The 21,005-nt window shown below is 62.8% G+C and carries 15 protein-coding genes, 2 tRNA genes and 1 pseudogene; 6 read left to right on the forward strand and 12 right to left on the reverse strand.

Features of this window, described 5'->3' with window-relative positions:
- Position 1: 1 nt before the first annotated feature.
- Complete coding sequence (locus C4Q26_RS05325) at positions 2–1,504, reverse strand: OmpA family protein (protein WP_256583382.1); 1,503 nt, start codon at positions 1,502–1,504, stop codon at positions 2–4.
- 269 nt (positions 1,505–1,773) lie between these two features.
- On the opposite strand from C4Q26_RS05325, the gene C4Q26_RS05330 reads away from it, so the two are divergent.
- A complete protein-coding gene (locus tag C4Q26_RS05330) occupies positions 1,774–2,730 on the forward strand; it encodes an EAL domain-containing protein (RefSeq protein ID WP_027906888.1) in 957 nt (318 codons plus the stop codon).
- Here C4Q26_RS05330 and C4Q26_RS05335 read toward each other — a convergent pair.
- The 8 genes from C4Q26_RS05335 to C4Q26_RS05370 form a co-directional block, all read right to left on the reverse strand.
- Positions 2,712–3,080 (reverse strand): hypothetical protein, encoded by a 369-nt coding sequence (locus C4Q26_RS05335; protein ID WP_023379212.1) that lies wholly within the window; start codon positions 3,078–3,080, stop codon positions 2,712–2,714. The two genes, C4Q26_RS05330 and C4Q26_RS05335, sit on opposite strands and share 19 nt — an antisense overlap.
- Complete coding sequence (locus tag C4Q26_RS05340) at positions 3,077–3,415, reverse strand: helix-turn-helix transcriptional regulator (protein ID WP_023379211.1); 339 nt, start codon at positions 3,413–3,415, stop codon at positions 3,077–3,079. The genes C4Q26_RS05335 and C4Q26_RS05340 overlap by 4 nt, the downstream gene beginning before the upstream one ends.
- 100 nt (positions 3,416–3,515) lie before the next feature.
- Positions 3,516–3,956 (reverse strand): YkvA family protein, encoded by a 441-nt coding sequence (locus C4Q26_RS05345; RefSeq protein ID WP_023379210.1) that lies wholly within the window; start codon positions 3,954–3,956, stop codon positions 3,516–3,518.
- Between the two features lie 273 nt (positions 3,957–4,229).
- Positions 4,230–4,976, reverse strand: a complete 747-nt coding sequence (locus C4Q26_RS05350; protein ID WP_023379209.1) for an FKBP-type peptidyl-prolyl cis-trans isomerase — start codon at positions 4,974–4,976, stop codon at positions 4,230–4,232.
- Positions 4,977–5,320: 344 nt separating this feature from the next.
- The gene (pcaQ, locus tag C4Q26_RS05355) at positions 5,321–6,253 is read right to left on the reverse strand and encodes a pca operon transcription factor PcaQ (protein ID WP_104882075.1); all 933 of its coding nucleotides are present in this window, start codon (positions 6,251–6,253) and stop codon (positions 5,321–5,323) included.
- Between the two features lie 69 nt (positions 6,254–6,322).
- Entirely contained in the window at positions 6,323–6,685 is a 363-nt protein-coding gene (nirD, locus tag C4Q26_RS05360; protein ID WP_104882863.1) for a nitrite reductase small subunit NirD, read from the reverse strand.
- A complete protein-coding gene (gene nirB, locus C4Q26_RS05365) occupies positions 6,685–9,237 on the reverse strand; it encodes a nitrite reductase large subunit NirB (protein ID WP_023379205.1) in 2,553 nt (850 codons plus the stop codon). Before nirB ends, nirD begins: the two co-directional genes overlap by 1 nt.
- Before the next feature lie 299 nt (positions 9,238–9,536).
- Positions 9,537–13,559 (reverse strand): bifunctional nitrate reductase/sulfite reductase flavoprotein subunit alpha, encoded by a 4,023-nt coding sequence (locus C4Q26_RS05370; protein WP_104882864.1) that lies wholly within the window; start codon positions 13,557–13,559, stop codon positions 9,537–9,539.
- Between the two features lie 281 nt (positions 13,560–13,840).
- Here C4Q26_RS05370 and map point away from each other — a divergent pair, with 281 nt between their 5' ends.
- Positions 13,841–14,617, forward strand: a complete 777-nt coding sequence (gene map / locus C4Q26_RS05375) for a type I methionyl aminopeptidase (protein WP_104882077.1) — start codon at positions 13,841–13,843, stop codon at positions 14,615–14,617.
- Between the two features lie 153 nt (positions 14,618–14,770).
- Here the strand turns inward: map and C4Q26_RS05380 are convergent.
- Together C4Q26_RS05380 and C4Q26_RS05385 are read right to left on the reverse strand one after the other, a co-directional pair.
- A tRNA-Asp gene (locus C4Q26_RS05380) sits at positions 14,771–14,847 on the reverse strand.
- 13 nt (positions 14,848–14,860) lie between these two features.
- Positions 14,861–14,936, reverse strand: a tRNA-Val gene (locus C4Q26_RS05385).
- Between the two features lie 217 nt (positions 14,937–15,153).
- Between C4Q26_RS05385 and rdgC the strand changes: the two genes are divergently transcribed.
- The 3 genes from rdgC (at position 15,154) to sugE (ending at position 17,681) form a co-directional block, all read left to right on the forward strand.
- Entirely contained in the window at positions 15,154–16,074 is a 921-nt protein-coding gene (gene rdgC / locus C4Q26_RS05390) for a recombination-associated protein RdgC (protein ID WP_027906891.1), read from the forward strand.
- Between the two features lie 118 nt (positions 16,075–16,192).
- Complete coding sequence (locus C4Q26_RS05395) at positions 16,193–17,158, forward strand: bile acid:sodium symporter family protein (RefSeq protein ID WP_023379201.1); 966 nt, start codon at positions 16,193–16,195, stop codon at positions 17,156–17,158.
- A gap of 205 nt (positions 17,159–17,363) precedes the next feature.
- The gene (sugE, locus tag C4Q26_RS05400) at positions 17,364–17,681 is read left to right on the forward strand and encodes a quaternary ammonium compound efflux SMR transporter SugE (RefSeq protein ID WP_023379200.1); all 318 of its coding nucleotides are present in this window, start codon (positions 17,364–17,366) and stop codon (positions 17,679–17,681) included.
- Positions 17,682–17,696: 15 nt separating this feature from the next.
- Here sugE and C4Q26_RS05405 read toward each other — a convergent pair whose 3' ends face one another.
- Positions 17,697–19,574, reverse strand: coding sequence for a 1-acyl-sn-glycerol-3-phosphate acyltransferase (locus C4Q26_RS05405; protein WP_104882865.1), 1,878 nt, complete (start codon positions 19,572–19,574; stop codon positions 17,697–17,699).
- Between the two features lie 266 nt (positions 19,575–19,840).
- On the opposite strand from C4Q26_RS05405, the pseudogene C4Q26_RS28680 reads away from it, so the two are divergent.
- Positions 19,841–20,857: pseudogene (locus C4Q26_RS28680) on the forward strand (methyl-accepting chemotaxis protein); the annotation flags it as partial.
- Between the last annotated feature and the right edge of the window lie 148 nt (positions 20,858–21,005).

Consider the following 21,005-nt stretch of genomic DNA (forward strand, 5'->3'; position numbering starts at 1 on the left):
CTCAGGTGCGAACCGGTACGAACCGGGCGGTATAGGTTTCACCATTGCGCAACGGATAGAACAACGCGCCGTCGGTGGCTTGCGCACTCCCCTTGCTGAACACGACGTCCATGCAAGAGACCGGTGCTTGCGGGTCTTTGAGGAATACCCTGTACAACACCCGGTCCTCGCCTTCATAAGTGTTGGCCACTGCATCGGCCTTGATCAGCGCCTTGCGATTGCCCTGGTTGTAGTCCGTAACCACCTGAATGAACGGCTGCCGATCTACGGCTGCGTCGACGCGTAGGATCGATACAGGAGAGATGGTGACCAGATGGCCGTTGACCGTCTGGGCCCAAACACGGTTGTTGTAACCAGGCAGGTAATCGGTAGTCGGGTGAGTGTCGAGCGATTGACCGCTGGCAAAATTGAACACCTTGCCACTTTCCCGCGGCTGGTCGGCCTCGCAGCTGCTGACCGGAATGCTGCTGGCATAGGCAGGGGAAATAATCGCGAAACCACCTGATTTCGGGGTGATGGTCTGTCCAAGCGTCCACTGGGTATCAGAGACGGCCTGACCTCCAAAATCGACCACAACGCCTTTATGTGGCGCAATCTTGGACGTGGCGGGTGCAGCGCTGGCAACGCTGGCAGACTTGCCCGCATCCTCTGTGCGGGGCTTCACGGCGGCAGCCCGCTTGGCAGCGGGTGGCGCGACATGGGCCTTGGCTACCGTGGCAGTGCCATGGGCAAGATACTTGGGGTTGTTCTGCTCGGCATTGATGCGTTTAACCAAGGTCGCAGTGTCGTTGACTTCGACGAACTCGACGCGGCGGTTCTTACCACGCTGCAGCGGGTCACTATTATCCGCCACCGGTCGGGAGGCACCGGCGCCCTGGAAATACATGCGCTGGGGTGCAATCCCCTGTTCGGCGAGGATGCTCGCTACTGCCCGGGCCCGTCGCTCGGATAGCTGTTGATTGAAGCTGGCACTGCCGCTGGCGTCGGTATGGCCAACTACCAGAATCGCGGTTTCTCGTTGCCCAGTGAAAGCGCTCGCCAGCTTACGCACCTGCCGTTCACCGTCGGCACTCAGTTGCGCACTACCCACCGCGAACATGCCCTGGTCCTGCACTTGGGCGACGAAGCCGGCCTCCTGTGGAGCCGCCTTGGGGTTACTCGCTGGCGTGTTGAGGGGTTCCACTTCAAGCGTGAGCTGTTCTTCCTCCGCCAGCTTGCGTAGACGATCGATACGGTCCTTGTAGGCCAGTGCGGCGCCGCAGCCGGCAGCGGCACCTACCAGTGCCCCACCAATAATCGCGCCATCCCCCTTGTTGGTCAGGGCGCCAGCAGCCGCACCTGCCAGGGCACCGACCGTACCGCCGACCAGGCAGTTGACCGTCCGGCTTTGGCGATGGGAGAACTCTTCGATGCTGGCACAGCCGCTCATCCCTAAAACAACGGACACAGCCAGGACGGTAGCTCGCAGGTGCGGCGGACGAGGGGAAAAGGATGAAAGCGACAAACCAGTCTCCTGAGTGATTCACGAGCTCGGGCCGACTGGCAGGCAAGTAGCCTGGTCACGTTCGTCCCTGAACGAAAAATGAAGTAACACATGAATATTCGGAGGATTGGATCACAGTAATCAATGGCATTTCAATATCACCCAATCAGATCAGCGCTCTGCATTGATAGCAGATTGACGCACCCTGTCATCAAACGGACATCGTCCTGTCGTGAAATGACAGAGTCTGGCGCGTCAACGCCTGACCTTAATCTTTTCAGGAACTTTTCATGACCGTCGCCGAACAGCTCAGTGCCTTGAGCGCCATCCTGGCTCATCGCAGTATTCACAGCCTGTTCCAGCCGATCATCAGCCCCAACGATGGACGCATTTTCGGTCACGAGGCCTTGAGCCGCGGCCCGTCCAACAGCCCGCTGCATTCGCCCCTTAACCTGTTCACCATCGCCCGCCAGGCAGGCCGCCTGACCGAGTTGGAAGCCACCTGCCGGGAAAGCGCCTGCCGCCGCTTCAGCGAGCAGAACCTTGAAGGCAAGTTGTTCCTGAACATCTCGCCGGAGTCACTGCTTGAACCGCACTACCCGTCCGGCCGTACCCTCAAGCTGCTGGAACAGCTGGGGCTGTCGCCCAGCCGGGTCGTGATCGAGTTGACCGAGCAAACGCCCACCGATGACTTCCAGCTGCTGTTCAATGCACTGCACCATTACCGCGACATGGGCTTTTCCATTGCCCTGGACGACCTCGGGGCCGGTTATTCGAGCCTGCGGTTGTGGTCGGAACTGCGCCCGGACTACGTCAAGATCGACCGCCATTTCATCGACGGTATCCACTGCGACCCGCTAAAGCGCGAATTCGTCGGTTCGATTCTGCAAATCGCCCGCGCCTCGAAGGCGCAGGTGATCGCCGAGGGTATAGAACTGGCCGAAGAGCTGGCGGTGTTGATGGAGATGGGGGTGGACCTGGTGCAGGGGTATCTGTTGGGGAGACCGCTGGAGTTTGGGATGAAGGACAACCTGCCGGTGCCCTTGCACACGCGCCCGAGCGAACGCCCCAGCGTGAGCCTGAATGCGACGGTTGGGCAGATGCTCGATGCGTTCCGCCGCCATGCCCACCTTGAAACACTGGCGGTGCTCGATGGGGATGGCAAACCCTGCGGCCAGATTCATCGCAGTGTGATGTCGGTACCGACGATAGCGCCAGTACCGATACCTCACGCCTCTTCGGGGTAAGCGTACTCGAACACCCGAACCACCTCCGAGGCATGCCAGGAGGCTGCCTCCATCCCATCTACCGGTCCGGAAAACCGCCCCAGGCGCTCGACGCATTCGAAGAACCCGGTACGCGGCAGTCGGCTGGCGCCCTGGCTGATCACCAGCGAGCTGCGCAGCGGCTGCTCGGCGCGAGCATCCAGCACGGCCAGGTACTCGAGCGCGGCGGTCAGTGTCTGCATGGCCGGGCTGGGCAATTGCAGGCGCTCGATCAGGGCGCGGTAGGTGAGCAAGTGGCGCTGTCGTCGGGCCAGGTCAAGCTCGCTCAGCAGGTGATCCCAATTCTGGCGGCTGATCCTGACCTGACTCATGATGGCTCGCTCCAGCCGGCCACCCCCAGATGCCAGGCCAGAGCGCGGCGAATCGCAGCGTCTGGCTGGCGCTCTCCCGACTCGATCATGGCCAGATACGCCGGACTGACGCCGACATTACGGGCCAACTGCTCAGGTGCCAGGCCCTTGGCCTGGCGCAACTGGGCAACCTCACTGAAATCCGGCAGCCTGGCGCTCGGTTTGTCGTCCTCGCTGGCTGCGACGCTGGCGACCGCTGGCGCCTGCCCGGCGGCCTTGAGCAGCGCCTGATACTGCTCCCATGGAACGACTGCGTACTCGGGCTGACCGTCCCGGCTGATAACCTGAATACCCATTACAACCCCCTCACGTAGGATTACGGCATGTAATCCGTAGGCATAATCCTTATGCCAATTATATTACCAAGCTTGGGAGTCTGTGCAGATCAGGTTGATTTCAGTGCTTATTCCGTTCTAGGCGCAGCGCTTGCGGGGTATCTGGCAAGCGTTCGAGCACCCTCAGGCGCTCGGGTGACTGGCTGTCACGCCAGGCCTTGAAGCGTGCCAGCTCATCGGCCACGGTCTTGAGCACCCAGCCCAGCACGGCGATGTCGTCGAGAAAACCCACGCCCAGCAGCCAGTCCGGAATGGCATCGATAGGGCTGACGAAGTACAGCAGCCCCGCCACCACCGTGACCAAAGCCCTGGGACTGATAGCGCGATACTCGCCGCGCCACCAGGCCAGGCACAGCGACTGCAAGAGTTTGACGTCCTCACGCAATTGCCCCAGGCGCGGCCCCTTCCGGGCCACGGCGAACAGCAGCGCAGGTAACCGGCCACGGCTGAGCAGGCGCTCGGCCAGGGGCAGGAAACGGGCGAAATTCCAAGGTGCGCTCATGGAGCCTCCAACAGCGAATGGGTTATCCACATTTATTGTGGATAACCTTGTGAACAGGGCGAAGTTTCCGACGTCAGGTGCCCATGAGGCAAGGGCGGCACTCAGATCGGGCGTTTTTTACACAGTCGTTTCAGATCCGCAAACGATTTGCGTCAGACGCATCCCACTTCGTTCCCTCGCCTTTGCTCGGACCGTTCACCCGGCACGAGGTTCGCCCCCACTCAAACGAAAACGCCCCGTCAGGACGGGGCGTTGTTCGTAGCGCGAAGGCTCTTACTTGGCAGGCTCTTCAGCCGGAGCTTCCGGAGCCTCGCCTTGCGGCTGGTTCTGGTCCTTGATGCCGAGCAGTTCGAGGTCGAACACCAGCACCGAGTTGGCCGGGATCAGCGGGCTCGGGCTCTGAGCGCCGTAAGCCAGCTCAGCCGGGATGAACAGCTTGTACTTCTCGCCGACGTGCATCAGCTGCAAGCCTTCGACCCAACCTGGGATCACGCCGCTGACCGGCAGATCGATGGGGCTGCCACGCTCGACGGAGCTGTCGAACACCTTGCCGTCGATCAGCTTGCCTTCGTAGTGGACAGTAACCACATCGGTCGGCTTGGGCTGCGGGCCATCGGCTTTCTTGACCACTTCGTACTGCAGGCCGGAAGCGGTGGTGATTACGCCTGGCTTCTTGCCGTTCTCTTCGAGGAATTTCTTGCCAGCGGAGGCAGCTTCTTCACTGGCCTTGGCCAGGCGCTCTTCGGCGCGCTTCTGCAGCGCGGTGAAGGCTTCTACCAGCTCTTCGTCCTTGATGCGCTGCTCTTTCTTGCCGACGGCGTCTTCGATGCCGAGGGCAACGGCTTTCGAATCAAGGTCTTCCATGCCTTCCTGAGCCAGGCTCTTGCCCATGTTCAGGCCGATACCGTAGGAGGCTTTTTGTGCCGGAGTCTTCAGCTCGGGCGTGCTGGCCTGCTGGTCGCAGCCAGCCAGTACCAGGCCTACCAGGGCAACCGCAGCCGCCAGACGATGCTGTTTCATGCTATTTCCTTGTTCATGCGCCATGAGGGCAATCAGGGTAAAGCCGCGAGCTTAGCAGGCGGCCATGACCAATGGCTACCGGCATAAGAGCGGGTTTGGCCTTGGAAGTTCAGTGATTAAAAACATCTTCATCATGGGGGTGCGGTAAATGGCCAGTATTGACCCGTTGCACCGGTTCTGCCGGATTTTTATGGCGATATGTTTCCAGGGATTCCGAGAGTGCTCGTCATCGGATCTGTAAGAGGGTTTGGTGCATCCGGATAACCGTAGGAGCGAGCGTTGCTCGCGATGCGCCGCCCCGGCGGCGCTCGATCTCAATGACGCTCAATACCTCCCGGCAAGCCTCAGGGATACTCACCCTCCCGATACTGCCCCGCCACCTCTCGCAACACCTCGCATACCCACTGCCCCGGCAGGCTCTGCGGCAAGGCGGCATTACGGCAGATGCCCACCGAGCCGCCCGGCTCGCGCACGCCCAGGTCGAGTTCGACCAGTTCGCCACGGCGCAGGTCAAGCAATACCGCATCGCGCGGTGCCACCCAGACCGCATCGCTACCCAGCAGATAACGCCGACTCAGCGCCAGCGACAGGGCTTCCAGGCGCTGGGCCGGCATCTGGATGCCGCATTGCACGAACAGGCTGTCGGCGTGCTGGCGGATGGTCGTGCCTGCCGGCGGCAACACCAAGGGATAACGCCCGACCTGCGAGCGCTCCAGCGGGGCTGTAGCCAATAGCGGATGGCCGGGCCGCACCACCAGGCTCATCGACTCGCTGTACAGATGCTCGAACGACAAGCCCTGGATCTGCGGGCTGTCGGTCATGCGTCCGACCACCAGTTCCAGCTCGCCCAGGTGCAATTGCCCCAGCAATTGCGCGCTGACCCCGGTAACCACGCTGATCACCAGCGCCTCGTGCCGCTGATGCAACCGGCACAGCACTTCGGGCATCAACAGCCCTTCGACCGTGGACAAGACGCCGATACGCACCTGCGAAGGTGCCCGCGCCTCACCGCGAAGGCTGCTAACCCCATCGCGCAACGCCTGCACGCTGGGGCCTGCGTAACGCATGAAGCGTGCGCCGGCCGGTGTCAGTTCGACGCCCTGGCGGCTACGTTCGAACAACCGCGTTTCAAGCAGGTCTTCGAGCTCCTTGAGGGTTTTGGAGATCGCCGGCTGACTGATGGCCAGAATGTCGGCAGCCCTAGCCAGGCTGCCTTGACGGGCAATCTCCAGGAAACACAGCAGGTGGCGGTACTTGATGCGGGTATCGAGGTTCATGCGGCAAGCTTACCGCATTGACGAACGTAGATAACCCGCGAACGCCCCAGCGCAGCCAGCAATCGACCGTCAGGCCACCGCCAACTCCACCGCCTCACCGTTCAAGCGTACCGGCCATACCCGCAACCGCTGGTCGTCGTCTTCCAGGCATCTACCGCTTTTCAAGCTGAAATGCTGCTTGTACAACGGTGCCGCCACCACCAACTCCCCCTGCAGGCTACCCACCAGTCCGCGGCCGATGATGTTGGCCCCGGAACGTGGGTCGCGGTTGTCCACAGCGTACAACGTCTGTGCCTGGCCTGGCAGATAGAACAGCGCCACCTGGGCTCCGTCGAACCACACCACAACGCCGGAATCGGCGACCAGGTCATTGGCCTGGCAGACCGTTTGCCAGTTCGGTTGCTTGGCGACAGCAGCATTGGACAGGTTCATCAGACAGCCTCCTCGGCGGTGGGGATCAGATGCAACGGTGCGGCAGGCCGGCGCTGATCGCGTTCACGAACGAAATGCACGTCCGGGTCGGGCCGCTGGTCGTTGACGAAGGTACGGAAGCGCTTGAGCTTTTCGGGGTCGTTCAGGGCGTTGGCCCATTCGCACTCATACTGGTCGACCACATGCTGCATCTGCGCCTCCAGCTCGGCGGCCAGCCCCAGGCTGTCGTCGAGAATCACCTGCTTGAGGTAGTCCAGGCCGCCTTCCAGACTTTCGCGCCACACCGAAGTGCGCTGCAACTTGTCGGCGGTCCGAATGTAGAACATCAGCACGCGGTCGATCAGGCGCACCAATGTCTCGTCGTCGAGGTCGGTGGCGAACAGCTCGGCATGGCGTGGTCGCATGCCGCCGTTGCCGCAGATGTATAGGTTCCAGCCCTTGTCGGTGGCGATCACGCCGATGTCCTTGCTCTGCGCTTCGGCGCATTCGCGGGTGCAGCCGGACACTGCGAACTTGAGCTTGTGCGGCGATCGCAGGCCTTTGTAGCGGTCTTCCAGGCGCAGCGCCATGCCCACACTGTCCTGCACGCCATACCGGCACCAGGTGCTGCCGACGCACGACTTCACCGTACGGGTCGACTTGCCGTAGGCATGGCCGGTCTCGAAGCCGGCGTCGATCAGCTCGCCCCAGATCAGCGGCAGTTCGTGCAACTGGGCACCGAACAGGTCGATACGCTGGCCGCCGGTGATCTTGGTGTAGAGGTCGTATTTCTTCGCCACCTGGCCAATCACGATCAGCTTGTCGGGGGTGATCTCGCCGCCCGGGATGCGCGGTACCACCGAGTAGGTGCCGTTCTTCTGCATGTTGGCCATGAAGGTGTCGTTGGTGTCCTGCAGCGGCACCAGGGCCGGGTCCATGATCGGCTGGTTCCAGCAGGAAGCGAGAATCGAGCCCACCGTCGGCTTGCAGATGTCGCAGCCGACATGGCCCTTGCCATGGCGTTCGAGCAACTCATTGAAGGTGCGGATACCTTCGACGCGGACCAGACCGTAAAGCTCCTGGCGGGTGTAGGCGAAGTGCTCGCACAGACGCTTGTCGACGGTGACGCCACGGGCAGTCAACTCATGCTCGAAGACCTGCTTGAGCAGGGCCGCGCAGCCGCCACAACCGGTCGCAGCCTTGGTGCAACCCTTGAGGGCAGCCAGGTCGCTACAGCCGCTGTCGATGGCTGCGCAGACCGCGCCCTTGCTGACATTGTGGCAGGAACAGATCGTCGCGCTGTCAGGCAAGGCGTCGGCCCCAAGCGCTGGGGCGCCGGCACTTTGCGGCAGGATCAAGCCCGCGGGGTCCGCTGGCAGGGCAATGCCGTTCTGGGCGTATTGCAACAGGGTGTCGTAGTAACTGTTGTCGCCAACCAGCACCGCGCCGAGCACGCGCTTGCCACTGGCATCGACCACCAGACGGCGGTAGGCGGCGGTGGCCTCGTCGATGAAGCGGTAGCTGCGCGACCCTGGGGTGGCGCCGTGGGCATCGCCGATGGAGCCGACATCGACCCCCAGCAGCTTGAGCTTGGTCGACATATCGGCACCGCCGAACTCGGCGGCCGCCTCACCGGTGAGCAGCGCCGCCAGATTACGGGCCATGCTGTAACCGGGGGCAACCAGACCGAAGATGCTGCCATTCCACGAAGCGCACTCGCCGATGGCGAAGATGCGCGGGTCGCTGGTGCGGCAGTGGCTGTCGATCACTACCCCACCGCGTGGGGCGATCTCGAGGCCACAGGCCCGCCCCAGGGCATCTTGCGGGCGGATACCAGCAGAAAATACGATCAGGTCGGTTTCCAGGTGTTCCCCACCATCGAAGTTCATCCGGTAGCGATAAGCCTCGCCGGCGCTGATCGACTGGGTGGCACGGGACAGGTGCACGCCCACGCCCAACGCTTCGATCCGTGCCTTGAGCGCAGCACCGCCCTCGCCGTCCAGTTGCACCGGCATCAACCGTGGGGCGAACTCGACAACATGGGCTTCCAGGCCCAGTGACTTGAGTGCATTGGCCGCTTCCAGGCCAAGCAGGCCGCCCCCCACCACCACGCCACGACGGGCACCGCTGGCGGCGGCTCGAATGGCGTCCAGGTCGTCGAGGGTGCGATAGACCAGTCGAGCATTGCCGCTGGAACCTTCGATCGGTGGCACGAAGGGATACGAGCCCGTGGCCAGGACCAGGTGGTCGTAGCCGTAACGGCCTTCGGCGGTGACCACTTCGCAGCGTTCGCGGTCGATCTGCAGCACCGCCTCGCCCAGATGCAGGTGCACACCGTTGTCGCCGTAGAACCCGTGTTCGCACAGGGCCAGGGTTTCGGCACAGCTGCCGCCGAAGTACTCGGACAGGTGCACACGGTCGTATGCACGCTGGCGCTCTTCGCCGAACACCCGCACCTCGAAGCGCGCCAGGGCGCCACGTTCGATCAGTTGCTCGACGCAGTGATGGCCGACCATGCCGTTGCCGACAATCACCACTCGCTCTCGTTGCCCGCCGTTCGCTGTTGCGTTCATAGCCGATCCTCGATCAAAAAAAAAGCGCCTGGAGCCGAAGCTCCAGGCGCCTTTGCCTGTACTCATCACGGTGGGCCCCTGATTGATCGCCGTTGATCAGTGGGGCATGTTGTGAAACGGATGTAGCAGGGAGTGTGCCAAATGCTGCTGGACCACTGCCGATGGGGTGACTGCGCTGGATTCATCGCCGTCAAGCCGGCGCCCACAGGTTCGGTGCGGTCTTCGCAGGCGCCGGCTTGCCGGCGATAAGGCATTGAAAACCGCACCACCGAAGTGCATCCCTCACCATCCCAGTGCAATCAATACACATCTCGCCGGTAGCGCTTGGCCTTGCTCAACGCTTCAACGTAAGCCTCCGCCGCCTCGTTGCTCATCTGGCCATGCACCGCCACGACCTCGCGCAGGGCGCCGTCCACATCCTTGGCCATACGCTGGGCATCGCCACACACATAGAAGTACGCCCCTGATTCAAGCCAGCGCCACACCTGCGCGCCTTGCTCACGCAGACGCTGTTGCACGTAGATCTTTTCGGCCTGGTCGCGGGAGAACGCGGTCTCCAGACGCAGATGCCCGGCTGCCACCCAGGCCAGCAGTTGCTCCTTGTAATAGAAATCACTGGCGGCGTACTGCTCGCCGAAGAACAGCCAGTTTTCGCCACAGGCACCGCGAGCCTCACGCTCTTCCAGAAACGCCCGGAACGGTGCGATGCCGGTACCGGGGCCGACCATGATCACAGGCGCGTTGTCGTCCTCCGGCAGGCGAAAGTGCTTCGATACCTGCGGGAAAATCGCCACCTTCAAGGTGTCCGCGCGGTCGGCGAGAAAAGCCGAGCAAACGCCCTTGCGCTGACCATAGCGTACGGTCGAGACGGTCAGGTGCACCTGATCGGGGTGAGCGGACGGGCTCGAGCTGATCGAATACAGGCGCGGTTGCAGTGGTTTGAGCAACTCAAGCCAGCTGGCCAGCGGTAAGTCCTGAGGATACTCGCGCAGCACATCGGCCAACTGCCGGCCCCACAGCCACTCCTGCAATTCGGCCTTGTGCTCCGGTTGCAACAGACGCTGCAAGGCCGGCTGGTGGCGACCGAATACCTGCAACTGCTGCGGCGTGACCCGCGCGATCTCCAGGTGCTGCGCCAGGGCCTCAACCAAGGGCATGGCTGGCTTCCCGTTGAGTTCGACCAACGCCTGGCCATCGAGGTGCATCAACGCCAAGAGCTCTTCGACCAATGCCGGGCAGTTGCGTGGCCACACCCCAAGGGCATCACCGGCCTCATAGGTGAAGCCACTGCCAGCGAGGTCGAATACCAGCTGACGGGTTTCCTTGCTGGCTCCTGGGGCATTGAGCACGCGGTTTTCGAGTAGGGTCGCCGACCATGGTCGTTGCTTGCTGTAGAGCGGCGCCGGCAGGGCTTCCCTGGCTGGTTCGAGCGTGGTGGCAGGCCCGAGCTCGGGCAGCAGGGCTTGGAGCCAGTTGGCGAAGGTTTCGTCGAAATCCGGCTCGCAGTCGACACGCGGCAACAGGCGTCGGCCGCCCAGCTCGGCAAGGCGCTGATCGAGCTTGCGGCCAAACCCGCAGAACTGGTCGTAGCTCGAGTCTCCAAGGGCCAGCACGGCATAGGGCAGATCGGCGCAATGCCCCCCCTCTTCGCCTTGCAACGCATTCCAGAACGCAGTACCGGTATCGGGCGCATCACCGTCGCCGAACGTGCTGGCAATCAGCACAACGCTCGCAGCGCCCTGCAACTGCCGTGGGGTGACCGCCTCCATGCAGTTCAACTGCACCGCCAGGCCGGCGCTGCGCAAGTGCCCAGCGCAACGCTCGGCCAGGGCTTCACCATTGCCGGTCTGCGATGCCCACAGCACTTGGTGCCGGGGGACATCGACCTGCGCAGGCGCCGACTGGGCGTAAAGCCCCGCCAGCAGCCCATCGACGAACAGACGTTGGGCCGCCGCCAGCGGCGCGTTGGCTGGCAGGCACGGCACCCCTTCAATGCGCGCCTGGTCCAGGCCGAGCAGGAAACCTTGCAAGTAGTGGCGCTCATCGTCGGCCAGAACCGGGGCAGGCAGCGCATCCAGGCCAAGCAGACGGGACAGCGTGGCGGTCGGCATGGTGGCGGGCTCCGAAGTGCGGGTGGCGGCGCCCAGGTCGAGGGCGTCGATGCGTTCACCGGCGACCCGCTCCAGGGCCACCGCGCAATGCTTGAAGGCCGGCTGCAGCGACAGGGGGTCGACCGCATCACAGGTCACGGCATTGATTGCCAAGTGCTCGCCGAACACATCGTTCCAGTGGAATGGCGCGAAACAATTGCCAGGCATGACCCGGTCACTGACCCGTGCGGGCAACACGGCCTGGCCACGGCGCGAGCGGATCGCCACTGGGTCCTTGTCGCGAATGCCCAGGCGCTCGGCATCTTCCGGATGCAGCTCGACGAAGGGGCCGGGCTCCAGCTTGTTCAGCGCCGGCACCTTGCCGGTCTTGGTCAGCGTGTGCCACTGGTGCTGCACGCGCCCGGTGTTGAGCACCAGGGGATAATCGGCATCCGGCAGCTCTGGTGCCGGCAGCCACGGCCTGGCGAAGAAACGCGCCTTGCCGCTGGGGGTAGGAAAAGCCAGTGCGGGGCGCAGGCCTTCGGCGTCGCTCACCAGGTGCTGGCTGCGACCGTCATTGAGGTAGCGCACTGGGCTGCGATCGCCCTCGTCGCCTGGCGCGCAGGGCCACTGGCGGGGGCTATGGCGCAGTTCGGGGTAGCCGATACCCCGCAGGTCGTAGCCTGTGGTGGGGTTCCAGAACTGGCGGATCTCCTCGTATACCGACTCGGCGTCGCGGTAGTCGAAGGCATGGGCATACCCCATGGCGCAGGCCACCCGGGCGATGAGTTGCCAGTCGGGCAAGCTCTGCCCCGGCGGCTCGACAGCGCGAGGCATGAGGGTAAGGTTGCGCTCGCTGTTGATCATCACACCCTCGCCTTCGGCCCAGAGCGCGGCAGGCAGGAGAATGTCGGCGTAGCGGTTGGTCTCGGTGTCGAGAAAGGCATCCTGGCTGATGACCAGTTCAGCCTGGCGCAGGCCCTCGATGACTTGCTGGCGATTGGCGACACTGGCCACGGGGTTACTGCAGATGATCCAGCAGGCTTTCACCTCGCCAGCCTTCATCTGCTCGAACAATGCCACCGTGCCCTCTGCACCTTCGCTGCGCAGGCTGCCTGGGGCCAGGCCCCACTGGTGCTCGACAAAGGCCCGATCCGCGTCCACCAGTGCCGAGCGCTGCCCCGGCAGGCCCGGCCCCATGTAGCCCATCTCGCGGCCCCCCATGGCATTGGGCTGCCCGGTCAAGGAGAACGGCCCGCTGCCTGGACGACAGATGGCGCCAGTGGCCAGGTGCAGATTGCACAGGGCATTGCTGTGCCAGGTGCCGTGGACACTCTGGTTCAGGCCCATGGTCCAGCAACTCATCCATTCCCCGGCCGAGCCGATCCACTCGGCGGCCTGACGAATATCGGCTTGCGCCAATCCGGTGATGGCGGCAACGCGCTCGGGGCTGTAGTCCTCGAGGAAATCGGGCATTTCGTCCCAACCCTCGGTATGGCGGGCGATGAAATCCGGGTCGGTATGACCATTGCGGTGCAGCAGATGCAGCAGGCCATTGAGCAGCGCCATGTCGCTGCCGGGACGCACTTGCAGGAACAGGTCGGCCTTGTCGGCAGTGGCCGTGCGGCGTGGGTCGACCACGATCAGCTTGGCCCCGGCCTTGACGCGGTCAAGCAGGCGCAGGAACAGAATCGGGTGGCAGTCGGCCATGTTCGCGCCGATCACCAGGAACACTTCGGCATGCTCGAAATCCTGGTAACTGCCGGGCGGGCCATCGGCGCCGAGCGAAAGCTTGTAGCCGCTGCCGGCGCTGGCCATGCACAGGCGCGAGTTTGATTCGATATGGCGGGTGCGGATGAAACCCTTGGCCAATTTATTGGCCAGGTACTGGGCTTCCAGCGACATTTGCCCAGAGACGTACAGTGCCACGGCATCGGCGCCGTGCTGGTCGATGATGCCACGCAAACGCCCGGCTGCTTGTTCGATGGCGAGGTCCAGAGGGGTGCGGGCTGGCTCCTGGTTGCGCTGCTGGCGCACGAAGGCCTCCTCCATACGCCCGGCAGCGTTCAGCGGCACATGGGCGGTGAGGCCCTTGGTGCACAGACGACCGAAATTGCTGGGGTGCAGCTTGTCGCCACTGACCTTGCCGACCTTGCCATTGGCCACGCTCAACACAATGCCGCAGCCGACGCCGCAATACGGGCAGACACTGCGTACTTCGCTGCGGGTCATGGGTAGTCTCCTGTAGGCAGAAACGAAAAAGGCGCCGGCTGCCCCGAGCTTGCTTGGCAAGCGGGGGGCAACACGGCGCCTTTGTCGTGGAATGTCGGGGGGCATCGACGTTGATGGCCCTCTAGGCAGTGGCTGAGCAAGTTTTGGGCCAGCTGGACCGGCACCATCGCCGGCAAGCCGGCGCCTGCCGGTATCGGCCAGGCAGCGCACCACGCGGTGGCGTGATCAAGCCCCGCAGCGCTATGCTGGGGCACTTTTCATCAAGAGCCGCTTCCTGTCCCATGTCCAAGGTGATCCTCAAGACGCCCGCCCAACTCGACCTGATGCGCAACGCAGGCCAACTGTTGGCGCAGGTGTTCGCCGACCTCGACTGTTTTATTCGCCCCGGCATTACCACGATGCAGATCAACGACCGTGCCGAGGCCTTCATCACCCAGACCCTCAAGGCACGCCCGGCCAGCAAAGGCCAGTACGGCTTCCCCTACTCGCTCAACACCTCGGTGGACCATGTGGTGTGTCATGGCATGCCCAAGGCGGAGGAGGTGCTCCAGGAAGGCTCGATCATTAATGTCGATATCACCCTCGAACAGGGTGGCTACATCGCTGATTCATCGAAGATGTACAGCATCGGGGCCATAAGCGACGAGGCCCGCCGCCTGGTCGACACCACCTATGAGGCATTGTGGAAAGGCATCGGGCAGGTACGCCCCGGGGCCACCCTGGGCGATGTCGGTCACGCCATCCAGGCCCACGCCGAGGCGGCGGGCTACAGCGTGGTGCGCGAGTATTGCGGGCATGGTATCGGCAAGCAGATGCATGAGGCGCCCGAAGTGCTGCACTACGGCCAACGCGGCATGGGCATGAAGTTGCAACCGGGGATGGTGTTCACCATCGAGCCGATGATCAACCAGGGCGGGCGGGGAACACGAACGCTGCGCGATGGCTGGACAGTGATTACCCGCGACCACACGCTGTCGGCGCAGTGGGAGCATACCGTGGCGGTGACTGAAAACGGCGTCGAGGTACTGACGCTACGGGAGGAAGAGCGCAATCGTTGAGACTGGCGAGGTGGCGATGCCGTCCAATAGGGGCAAATCGGCGGCGACACCTTCCGCCACGCCGATTCAGCCGGCGCAGAAACAAAAAAAGCGACCCTAAGGTCGCTTTCTTTGTGGCTTCCGGGTGTTCAGTGGGCCCTGGAAGCTGGAATATGGCGCAGCGGACGGGACTCGAACCCGCGACCCCCGGCGTGACAGGCCGGTATTCTAACCGACTGAACTACCGCTGCGCTATACATCGAGTGGTGGGTGATGACGGGATCGAACCGCCGACCCTCTGCTTGTAAGGCAGATGCTCTCCCGGCTGAGCTAATCACCCTTTCGTCTCGGTGTGGCGCGCATTCTACGGATGACCTCCCACCCTGGCAAGCACTTTTTTCGACTTTTTTAAAAAAAATTTTCAGGCCTTTCAAAGACCTAGCAGCAGCTGGCTTTTCCTTCTCTCTATATAGCTACTGGCCCTATGACAGGGTTGGCCTGGGACCACCCCTCGGAGAATAATGCCCGCCTTATGCACTAAGGAGAGATTCCCCCTCATGTGGTTCAAGAACCTGCTGACCTACCGCTTGACCCAGGATGTCCCGTTCGAGCCCGAAGCGCTGGAAGCTGCCCTGGCCAGCAAGCCGGCCCGCCCCTGCGCCAGCCAGGAGCTGACCACCTATGGTTTCGTCGCGCCGTTCGGCAAGGGCGAGGATGCCCCGCTGGTGCACGTCAGCGGCGAATTCCTGCTGATTGCCGCGCGCAAGGAAGAGCGCATCCTGCCTAGCAGCGTGGTCAACGATGCGGTGAAGGAAAAGGTCGAAGAGATCGAGACCGAGCAAATGCGCAAGGTCTATAAAAAGGAGCGCGACCAGATCAAGGACGACATCATCCAGGCGTTCCTGCCACGCGCGTTCATCCGTCGCTCGATGATCTTCGCCGCCATCGCCCCGCGCCTGGGCATGATTCTGGTCAACTCGGCCAGTGCCAAGCGCGCCGAAGACCTGTTGTCGACCCTGCGTGAAGTCATGGGCTCGCTGCCGGTTCGCCCGGCGACCGTGAAGATCGCGCCGACCGCGACGATGACCGACTGGGTCAAGTCGCAACAGGCGGCCGAAGGCTTCTATGTGCTGGACGAGTGCGAGCTGCGCGACACCGCCGAAGACGGTGGCATCGTGCGCTGCAAGCGTCAGGACCTGACCGGTGAGGAAATCCAGCTGCACCTGAGCACCGGCAAGGTGGTTACCCAACTGGCCCTGGCCTGGCAGGACAAATTGTCGTTCGTGCTCGACGACAAGATGGTGATCAAGCGCCTGAAGTTCGAGGAGTTGCTGCAAGAGCAGGCCGAACAGGACGGTGGCGACGAAGCCCAGCAACAGTTCGATGCCAGCTTCACGTTGATGATGATGACCTTCACCGAGTTCTTGCCGGCGCTGTTCGAGGCACTGGGTGGCGAGGAGATCCCACAAGGGGTCTGAGTCGCATCGACTGGCGGTGCTGGCCGGGAATTCAGTCTGGGTCAGTAGCGGCCCTATCGCCGGCAAGCCGGCGATAGGGCCTGCAAAAAACAGCGTTTAACAGAACAAGGACCTGCCCATGCGTGCACTCGCCGCCCTCAGCCGCTTCGTCGGCAACACCTTCGCCCTGTGGGTACTGGTGTTCGCCTGCCTGGCCTTCCTGCAACCACAATGGTTCATCGCGCTGAAAGTGGCCATCGTGCCGCTCCTGGGTGTGGTGATGTTCGGCATGGGCCTTACGCTCAAGCTCGACGACTTCGCCGCCCTCGCTCGCCAGCCGTGGCGCGTTGCCCTCGGGGTGGTGGCGCATTTCGTGATCATGCCAGGCATGGCCTGGTTGCTTTGCCAGCTATTCCACCTGCCCGCCGAAATCGCGGTGGGTGTGATCCTGGTTGGCTGCTGCCCCAGTGGCACGGCTTCGAACGTGATGGTGTGGCTGTCCAAGGGCGACCTTGCCTTGGCGGTGGCGATCGCAGCGGTAACCACCCTGCTCGCGCCACTGCTCACCCCGGCGCTGATCTGGTTCTTGGCTTCGGCCTGGTTGCCAGTGTCCTTCATGGACATGTTCTGGTCGATTCTGCAGCTGGTGATGCTGCCGATCGTGCTCGGCGTGCTGGCCCAGCGCCTGCTCGGTGCGCGGGTCCAAGTGGCGGTACAGGTACTGCCGCTGGTGTCGGTGATCAGCATCGTGATGATCGTCTGCGCCGTGGTGGCAGCCAGCCAGGCGAAGATTGCCGAGTCCGGCCTGCTGATCATGGCGGTGGTGGTACTGCACAACAGCTTCGGCTACCTGCTGGGTTACCTCACCGGCAAGCTGTGCAAACTGCCACTGGCCCAGCGCAAGTCGCTGGCGCTGGAGGTGGGCATGCAGAACTCGGGGCTTGGCGCGGCGTTGGCTGCGGCGCACTTCTCCCCGCTGGCGGCAGTGCCGAGTGCGTTGTTCAGCGTTTGGCACAATATTTCCGGGGCGTTGCTGTCCACCTGGTTCCGCCGCCTGGAAGCGCCGAAGCCTGCGGTTGGAGACATTGAACCGGCCGGGAATTGACAGCGTGCCTGTGCCGACCTCTTCGCGGGTAACCCCGTTCACACAGGTTGTCTGCTGCAGTCGGACAGGGGGCGATCACGTCGGCACAGGCTTGCCCGGAACCGCGCAAATGTGCACTATAGTGCCCACTGTGAGGACGGCCTCACGACGCACCGCGTGACCATTCCGGGGACGGCCCCATCTTTCAAACGATGGAGACACACTCATGTCCTGGATCATTCTGTTCTTCGCCGGCTTGTTCGAAGTCGGCTGGGCGGTCGGCCTCAAGTACACCGACGGCTTCAGCAAACCCTTGCCCACCGTGCTCACCGTCGCGGCCATGGCCATCAGCCTCGGTCTGCTGGGGCTTGCGATGAAGGAACTGCCCCTGGGCACCGCCTACGCCATCTGGACCGGTGTCGGCGCAGTCGGCACGGTGATCGCTGGCATCATCCTGTTCGGCGAATCCATGGCTCTGGTGCGACTGGCCAGCGTGGCATTGATCGTCACTGGCCTGGTCGGCCTGAAGGTCAGCGCCAGCTGACCTTCCCCCTGCATCTCAGCGAACCTCCCCTCGCAAGCGACTGACCTGCTCACGCAGGGCTTCCGGCTGCGCCGCCTCCACCGGGATGGCGGCGCCAGCCACGATGGTCACGCGTGACCACAGGCGCTTGAAGAAGCCCTTGGCCGGATCACGGCTGAAGAAGCTGCCCCACAACCCTTGCAGTGCCAGGGGAATCACCGGCACCGGGGTTTCATCGAGAATACGGCTGACGCCACCTTTGAATACGTCGATCTCCCCGTCACCGGTCAGCTTGCCCTCGGGGAAGATGCACACTACCTCGCCCGCCTTCAGGTACTCGGCAATGCGGGCAAAGGCACGCTCGTAGATCACCTCGTCCTCGCCGCGCCCGGCAATGGGAATGGCGCCTGCGGTGCGGAACACGAAGTTGAGCACCGGTAGGTTGTAGATCTTGTAGTACATGACGAACCGTATTGGCCGGCGAATGGCCCCACCCAGCAGCAAGGCGTCGACGAACGAGACATGGTTGCACACCAACAGCGCCGCGCCCTCGTCAGGAATACGCTCAAGGTCACGGTGCTCCACCCGGTACATGGAATGGCTGAGCAACCAGATCAGGAAGCGCATGGTGAATTCCGGCACGATGCGGAAGATGTAAGCGTTCACCAGGACATTGAGCAACGACACCACCAGGAACAGCTGCGGGATGGTCAGCTCCGCCAGCCCCAGCAGGAGGATGGTGAGAATCGCCGAAACCACCATGAACAAGGCGTTGAGGATGTTGTTGGCGGCGATGACCCGAGCGCGCTGGTCTTCGGCCGTGCGGGCCTGGATCAATGCGTACAGCGGCACGATGTAGAAACCACCAAACACACCAAGCCCGACGATCGACAGCATGATCCACCAGGCTTGGCTCATGCCCAGCAAGGTCAACCAGTCGTGGGGGGGGGCTGCGGCTGGTACATCCCCTGAATGCCAACACCAGAGCAGGCCGAACAGGGTCAGGCCGAACGAGCCGAACGGCACCAGACCGATCTCCACCTTGCGCCCACTGAGGCGCTCGCACAGCAGTGAACCCAGGGCGATGCCCACCGAGAACAAGGTCAGCACCAGGGTCACGACCGTGCCGTCTCCGTGCAGCCAGTCTTTGGCGTAGGCCGGAATCTGGGTCAGGTAGATGGCGCCGACGAACCAGAACCAGGAGTTGCCGACGATCGAGCGCGATACCGCCGGCGTCTGCCCCAGGCCCAGGCGCAGGATCGCCCAGGACTGCTTGAAGATGTTCCAGTCCAGCGGCATCTGCGGGGAGGCGGCAGCGGCGCGCGGAATCCAGCGGCTGGCCAGGTAACCCAACACCGCGGTACCGACCACGCCGCCCGCCACCACCGCGGCATAGCTGTCGGTCGACATCATCACCCCAGCGCCGATGGTGCCGGCGAGGATCGCCAGGAATGTGCCCATCTCCACCAGCCCGTTACCGCCCACCAGCTCTTCTTCACGCAGGGCCTGGGGCAGGATCGAATACTTTACCGGGCCGAACAGCGCCGAGTGGGTCCCCATGCCGAACAACGCCACCAACATCAGCACCAGGTGATCGGTGACGAAGCCGACCGCACCGATCGCCATGATGCCGATCTCGGCCAGCTTGATCGCGCGGATCAACGCGTCCTTGGCGAATTTCTCGCCAAACTGACCGCCCAGTGCCGAGAACAGGAAGAACGGCAGGATGAACAGCAACGCGCACAGGTTGACCCAGATCGAGCGGTCGTCGTCCCCGAGGCTGAGCTTGAACAGGATCGCCAGGATCAATGACTGCTTGAACAGGTTGTCGTTGAAAGCACCCAGCAACTGGGTGACGAAAAACGGCAGGAAGCGCCGTTTGCCGAGCAAGGTGAATTGCGAGGGGTGACTCATCGTCCATGTTCCTGAAGTGCTTTTGTCATTGGAGGCACGTTCAACGCGGCAGGCCACAAATCTGCACGGGAAAGCCTCGGGTTGGCAAGCCAGGCCGTGAATTTGGGCGCTTCATCACAGAATGATGGCCATGTGACAGCAAATTTAATGCATTCCTGGTTCAGATTTTGATACATATGACGATAATTCATATAGATGACTACATCTCGTAGCGGGAATGGACCTCCGGTCTCCTCCAACACATAAGAAAAGGAGCGCAGCAGTTTATGTTTATCGGGTTCGGCGACCTGAAGATCGCCAGTAAACTCTTCCTTGGTTTTGGCCTGGTGCTGTGCCTGACCCTTGCCCAGTCATTGATCAGCTGGAACGGACTCGGCAGCCTGGTGCGCCGCAGCGAGGTGGTCAACGATGTCTCACGCCTGAACGATGTGCTCGGCGACTTGCGCGAGGCCCGCCTGCGCCATGCCATGGCCAATGGCGAGGAAAGCCAGGCCAAGGCGTTGCAGGCCGCGCTGGAGGCTTTCCAGGCGCCGATGGCGAAATTGCGGGCCGTCCTGGTCAAGAGCGACAATCTCTCGCGGCTGCACGATGCCGAGCAAACCTTGCAGGCCTATGCGCACAACCAGTCGCTGAGCTTCCAGTCCTATCAGAAGATGCGCGAAGCGCAGAAGGAAATGGGCGCGCTGGCCACCCGCTCATTCGCCAGCATCGAAGAAATCCGCCAGCAGGTGCGTGCGCTGCCGGATGCCGAACAGCGTTTCGAGCGCAGCGAAGCGATCAACCAGATCCGCGAAAACCTGATCCTGCTGCGCTACCACGTGCGTGGCTATACCGGTAACACCAATGCCGACACCGAACAGTTGATGAACGCGCAGATCGCTACCACCGTGAATGATCTGCCAGGGCTGGTGGCGAAGTTCAACGGCAGCTTTGGCCCGCAGTTCGAACAGTTGAACGGCCAGGTACATGCCTACGCCGCGGCCGTGGAAGCCTTCCGGGGCGAGGTAAGCAAACTGGTGGACTACCGCAACGCCATGGGCCAGAACGTCGAAACCCTGAACAGCGTGATTGGCCAACTGCTCGATGCCCAGGCGGCGTCGGTGAGAGACGACAGCCAGTTCGCCAGGACCTTGCAGTTGGTCACCACCGCCCTCGCCCTGCTGTTGGGTGCTTTGGCGGCGGTCATCATCGCCCGTCAGATCAGCCAGCCGCTGCAGCGTGTGCTGCGCGCCATGGAGCAAGTGGCTGCGGGCGATCTCAGCGAGCAACCGGCCAGCCAGCGCCGCGATGAACTGGGCCAGTTGCAGAACAGCCTGAAGACCATGACCGGGAACCTGCGCCAACTCATTGCCCGTGTTCGTGACGGCATCTCGCAGATCGCCAGTTCCACCGAGCAATTGTCGGCCATTACCGAGCAAACCAGCGCTGGCG

It is taken from the genome of Pseudomonas sp. SWI44, from assembly GCF_002947915.1.
In the GTDB taxonomy this organism is placed as follows: Bacteria; Pseudomonadota; Gammaproteobacteria; order Pseudomonadales; family Pseudomonadaceae; genus Aquipseudomonas; species Aquipseudomonas taiwanensis.

Coding starts and splice junctions, on each gene's coding strand:
- rdgC (WP_027906891.1), top strand. CDS start 15,154: ATGTGGTTCAAGAACCTGCTGACCTACCGCTTGACCCAGGATGTCCCG.
- C4Q26_RS05370 (WP_104882864.1), bottom strand. CDS start 13,559: ATGACCCGCAGCGAAGTACGCAGTGTCTGCCCGTATTGCGGCGTCGGC.
- pcaQ (WP_104882075.1), bottom strand. CDS start 6,253: ATGAACCTCGATACCCGCATCAAGTACCGCCACCTGCTGTGTTTCCTG.
- C4Q26_RS05395 (WP_023379201.1), top strand. CDS start 16,193: ATGCGTGCACTCGCCGCCCTCAGCCGCTTCGTCGGCAACACCTTCGCC.
- nirD (WP_104882863.1), bottom strand. CDS start 6,685: ATGAACCTGTCCAATGCTGCTGTCGCCAAGCAACCGAACTGGCAAACG.
- C4Q26_RS05350 (WP_023379209.1), bottom strand. CDS start 4,976: ATGAAACAGCATCGTCTGGCGGCTGCGGTTGCCCTGGTAGGCCTGGTA.
- C4Q26_RS05345 (WP_023379210.1), bottom strand. CDS start 3,956: ATGAGCGCACCTTGGAATTTCGCCCGTTTCCTGCCCCTGGCCGAGCGC.
- sugE (WP_023379200.1), top strand. CDS start 17,364: ATGTCCTGGATCATTCTGTTCTTCGCCGGCTTGTTCGAAGTCGGCTGG.
- map (WP_104882077.1), top strand. CDS start 13,841: ATGTCCAAGGTGATCCTCAAGACGCCCGCCCAACTCGACCTGATGCGC.
- C4Q26_RS05330 (WP_027906888.1), top strand. CDS start 1,774: ATGACCGTCGCCGAACAGCTCAGTGCCTTGAGCGCCATCCTGGCTCAT.
- nirB (WP_023379205.1), bottom strand. CDS start 9,237: ATGAACGCAACAGCGAACGGCGGGCAACGAGAGCGAGTGGTGATTGTC.
- C4Q26_RS05340 (WP_023379211.1), bottom strand. CDS start 3,415: ATGGGTATTCAGGTTATCAGCCGGGACGGTCAGCCCGAGTACGCAGTC.
- C4Q26_RS05335 (WP_023379212.1), bottom strand. CDS start 3,080: ATGAGTCAGGTCAGGATCAGCCGCCAGAATTGGGATCACCTGCTGAGC.
- C4Q26_RS05405 (WP_104882865.1), bottom strand. CDS start 19,574: ATGAGTCACCCCTCGCAATTCACCTTGCTCGGCAAACGGCGCTTCCTG.